This window comes from Kitasatospora sp. NPDC059088 (assembly GCF_042738155.1).
Taxonomy (GTDB): Bacteria; Actinomycetota; Actinomycetes; order Streptomycetales; family Streptomycetaceae; genus Kitasatospora.
In genome coordinates this window covers 27,898-31,644 of sequence record NZ_JBHYGR010000107.1, presented here as the reverse complement: position 1 = coordinate 31,644, position 3,747 = coordinate 27,898, and the positions used below count along the sequence as shown (strand labels likewise).

Below are 3,747 nucleotides of genomic sequence, written 5' to 3'. Positions count from 1 at the left end.
CCTCCTGGGCCCCCCCCCCGCCCCCCCCCGCCGGGGGCGGGGCCCGGCGGCCCGGACACCCCACCGCCTGGTTCCCCCCCAGCCGGTTGGAGCCGGTCCCCCCCGTGGGCGCCGACGGCCGGGGCCCGGTGCGGCTGACCGGGCTCCGGCCGGTCGACGAGGCCTCCAACCGGCAACTCGGCGCGGTGGTCGCCTACGTACGCGACCACGTCCTGGGCAATCCGGCCGCCTGCGCCAGCGAACTGCTGGTCGCGTCCGCCGCCCAGCACCTCGCCGCCGCCACCCTGGCGGCCCTGCCCCACACCGGCCGCACGGATCCGGTGCCCGCCGACCGGACCGACGCCACCCCGGCCACCCTGCGCCGGGCGATCGCCTACATCGAGGCGAACGCCGAGCGGGACGTCACCCTCGCGGACATCTCCGGGGCCGCCTTCGTCACCCCGAGGGCCCTCCAGTACGCCTTCCGCCGCCACCTCGGCACCACGCCGCTCGGCCACCTCCGCCTGGTCCGCCTGGACGCGGCCCATCGGGACCTGCTCGCCGCCGACCCGGCCACCGCCACCGTCACCGGCATCGCCATGCGCTGGGGCTTCGCCCACCAGGGACACTTCGCCGGCCTCTACCGCACCGCCTACGGACAGGCCCCGGGCGACACCCTGCGGGCCTGAACCGCCCCCGGGGTCATGGCGGTCCCGGCGTGGAGCCGGGCCCGGGCATCACCACGGGCCCGGCCGTACCCGGCACTCGCGCGGGCTCGTTGACCGGGCATGCGAACGACCACCACGGCCGCCCCCACCCGGCGCGCCCTGCTCACCACGGCCGCCGGGGCCGCCACCGGCCTCACCCTCACCGCCACCGCACCGGCCCGGGCGGCGGAACGACCGGCGCCGGACCGCCCCGCCCCGGACCGGCCCGACGGGCGGGCGGGGCGGCGGGTCGCCGTACTCGGCGGCGGGGTCGCCGGGCTGAGCGCGGCGCACGAGCTGGCCGAGCGCGGCTACCGGGTGACGGTGTACGAGCGCAACGACGTGCTCGGCGGCAAGGCCCGCAGCATGGCCGTGCCCGGCACGGCCCGGGGCGGCCGGCGCCCGCTGCCGGGCGAGCACGGCTTCCGCTTCTTCCCGGGCTTCTACCGCAACCTGCCGGACACCCTGCGCCGGATCCCGCTGCCGGGCGGGTCGGCCGGCGCAACCGGAGCGAGCACCGTCCACGACAACCTGGTGAACGCGACCGAGGAGCTGTTCCCCCGCTCCGGCGACCGCCCCGCGCTGCGGCTGCCGTTCCGCACCGTGACCGCTCCCCCGGCGCTCGGCGAGCTGACGCCCGACGCGCTGCTCCAGACGCTGACGGGCCTGCTGGACACCGCACTGCACCTGCCGGCCACCGAGGTGGCCTACTTCGTCAACCGGCTGCTGGTCCACTTCACCAGCTGTGAACCGCGCCGCCGCGAGCAGTGGGAGCACGTCCCGTGGTGGCGGTTCATCCGGGCCGGCGAGATGTCGTACGACTACCAGCGCCTGCTGGGCGTCGGCATCACCCGCAACATCGTCGCGACCAAGGCCGAGGAGGCCAGCACCCGCACCGTCGCCCGGGTCCTCCAGGCCTTCGTCTACAACGTCCTGGGCCGGGGCAACGACGGCGAACCGGACCGCGTCCTCAACGCCCCGACCAGCGAGGCCTGGATCGACCCCTGGGAGGAGCGGCTGCGCGCCCTCGGCGTCCGGTTCGAACTCGACACCGAGGTCGAGGAGTTGCTGTACCGGGACGGCCGGATCAGCGGTGTCCGGCTGCGGGGCGCGGGCGCCCCCGTGGTCGCCGACCACTACGTCAGCGCGATGCCCGTCGAGCACGCCCGGGCCACCTGGGGCCCCGGCCTGCGCGCCGCCGACCCCCAGCTCGCACGCTGCGACCTGCTGCGCACCGACTGGATGGTCGGCGTCCAGTTCTACCTGCGTGGCCGCACCCCGATCGTGCACGGCCACGTCGACCTGGTCGACTCGCCCTGGGCCGTCACCTGCATCGGCCAGGCCCAGTTCTGGCCCGGCCGGGACTTCCGCCGCGACTACGGCGACGGGCAGGCGGCCGAGTGCCTCTCGGCGATCGTCTCGCAGTGGGACGCGCCGGGGATCCTGTACGGCAGGCCCGCGCTCAAGTGCTCGCGCGAGGAGGTGGTGCGCGAGACCTGGGCCCAGCTCAAGGAATCCCTCAACACCGGCGGCCGGACCGTCCTGGACGACGCGGACCTGGTCGGCTGGTTCATGGACCCGGCCGTCACCGGCCTCGGCGGCCCCGCCCCGGCCAACCGCGAGCAGCTGCTCGTCCACCCGGCGGGCACCCTGGACCACCGCCCCGCCGCCGCGACCGCCGTACCCAACCTGTTCCTGGCCGGCGACTACGTCGCCACCGACATCGACCTGGCCACCATGGAGGGCGCCAACGAATCCGCCCGCCGCGCGGTCAACGCCCTGCTGGACGCCGACGGTTCACCGGCCCCGCGCTGCACCGTGTGGCCGCTGTACCAGCCGCCGGAGCTGGCCGCCCTCCAGCAGCAGGACGAGGTCCGCTACCGGCAGGGGCTGCCGAACGCCCTCGACCACGGCTGACGGGCACGCTCCCGCCCCCGCGAGAACCGGGGGCGTGCGAGCCGCCGGGCAGGCCGCCTACAGTGAGTTGATCATTCCGAAAGAAGTGAAAGGCCACGGCGTCACGGTGACCGAGTCCCAGCCCCACCTCCTGTTCTCCTTCGGCACGCTGCTGGACCGGCAGGTCCAGACCGCCCTCTTCGGGCGCACCGTCGCTACCACCCCGGCCGCCCTGGCCGGGTACGCGACCAGGCCCCTCGCCATCACCGACGAGGCCGTCATCGCCACCAGCGGCCAGGACGTGCACCTGACCCTGGAACGCAGGCTCGGCAGCACGGTCGAGGGCGCCGTCCTGCGGCTGACCGACGAGGAGCTGGCCGCGGCCGACGCGTACGAGGTCGCCGACTACGCCCGGCGACAGGTCCTGCTCACCTCGGGCGAGACCGCCTGGGCCTACCTGGACGCGAACCCGCTGCGCTCGGCGGCACGCATCGTCATCGTCGGCGACAGCATCGCCTACGGGCGCTGCGACCCCCAGGGCGGCTGGACCGGGCACCTGGCGGCGGCCCACATCGCGGCGAACGAGACCCAGAACCGGGTCTTCAACCTCGCCGTCCCCGGCAGCACCCTGGCGGACGTCAGCGCGCAGACCCCCGCGCTCCTACCTCCCCGTCACCCGGACACGCTGATCGTGGCGGCGGGGATCAACGACTCCGCCGTGCCGCTCGCCGGGCCCGGCGACGGCCACGACGGGCTCGCCCACCTCACCGCCCACCTCGACTCGCTGGCCGCGACCGCCCGGCGGCACAACGCCCGCCTGGTCGTCGTCGGGCCGGTCTGGCTCGACGAGACCCGCACCGGCGACTACGAGGGCCTGCGCTTCACCACGGACCGGGCGCTCGCCCTGCGCACGGCCCTGCGGGCCTGGTGCGCGGACCACCACCTCGACTTCCTCGACCTGTGGGAGCCGCTCCGCGACCAGCCCCACCTGCTCGTCGACGGCCTGCACCCCGACGCGGCGGGACACAAGGAACTCCACCGGCACCTGGACGCCCTCGGCTGACCGTCCAACGGGCCCGGGGGGGCCCCCCCGCCCCCCGGCCCCCCCGCCCCCCCGGGGGGGGGGGACCGGGGGCCGGGGGGGGACAGTGGGCGGGGGGCCCCA

3 protein-coding genes are annotated in these 3,747 nt (G+C 76.1%); all 3 read left to right on the top strand.

What is annotated here, in order from left to right; translation table 11 throughout:
• Positions 1 to 104 precede the first annotated feature (104 nt).
• The 3 genes from ACFWXO_RS34185 to ACFWXO_RS34175 all read left to right on the top strand — a co-directional run bounded on the left by ACFWXO_RS34185 (position 105) and on the right by ACFWXO_RS34175 (position 3,645).
• Positions 105 to 668 carry a helix-turn-helix transcriptional regulator gene (locus ACFWXO_RS34185; RefSeq protein WP_380528865.1) on the top strand — a complete coding sequence of 188 codons (564 nt, stop codon included), beginning with the start codon at positions 105 to 107 and terminating at the stop codon, positions 666 to 668.
• A 99-nt stretch (positions 669 to 767) separates the two neighbouring features.
• Positions 768 to 2,603, top strand: a complete 1,836-nt coding sequence (locus tag ACFWXO_RS34180; protein ID WP_380528863.1) for an FAD-dependent oxidoreductase — start codon at positions 768 to 770, stop codon at positions 2,601 to 2,603.
• Between the two features lie 106 nt (positions 2,604 to 2,709).
• Positions 2,710 to 3,645, top strand: coding sequence for a GDSL-type esterase/lipase family protein (locus ACFWXO_RS34175; RefSeq protein ID WP_380528861.1), 936 nt, complete (start codon positions 2,710 to 2,712; stop codon positions 3,643 to 3,645).
• Positions 3,646 to 3,747: the final 102 nt, after the last annotated feature.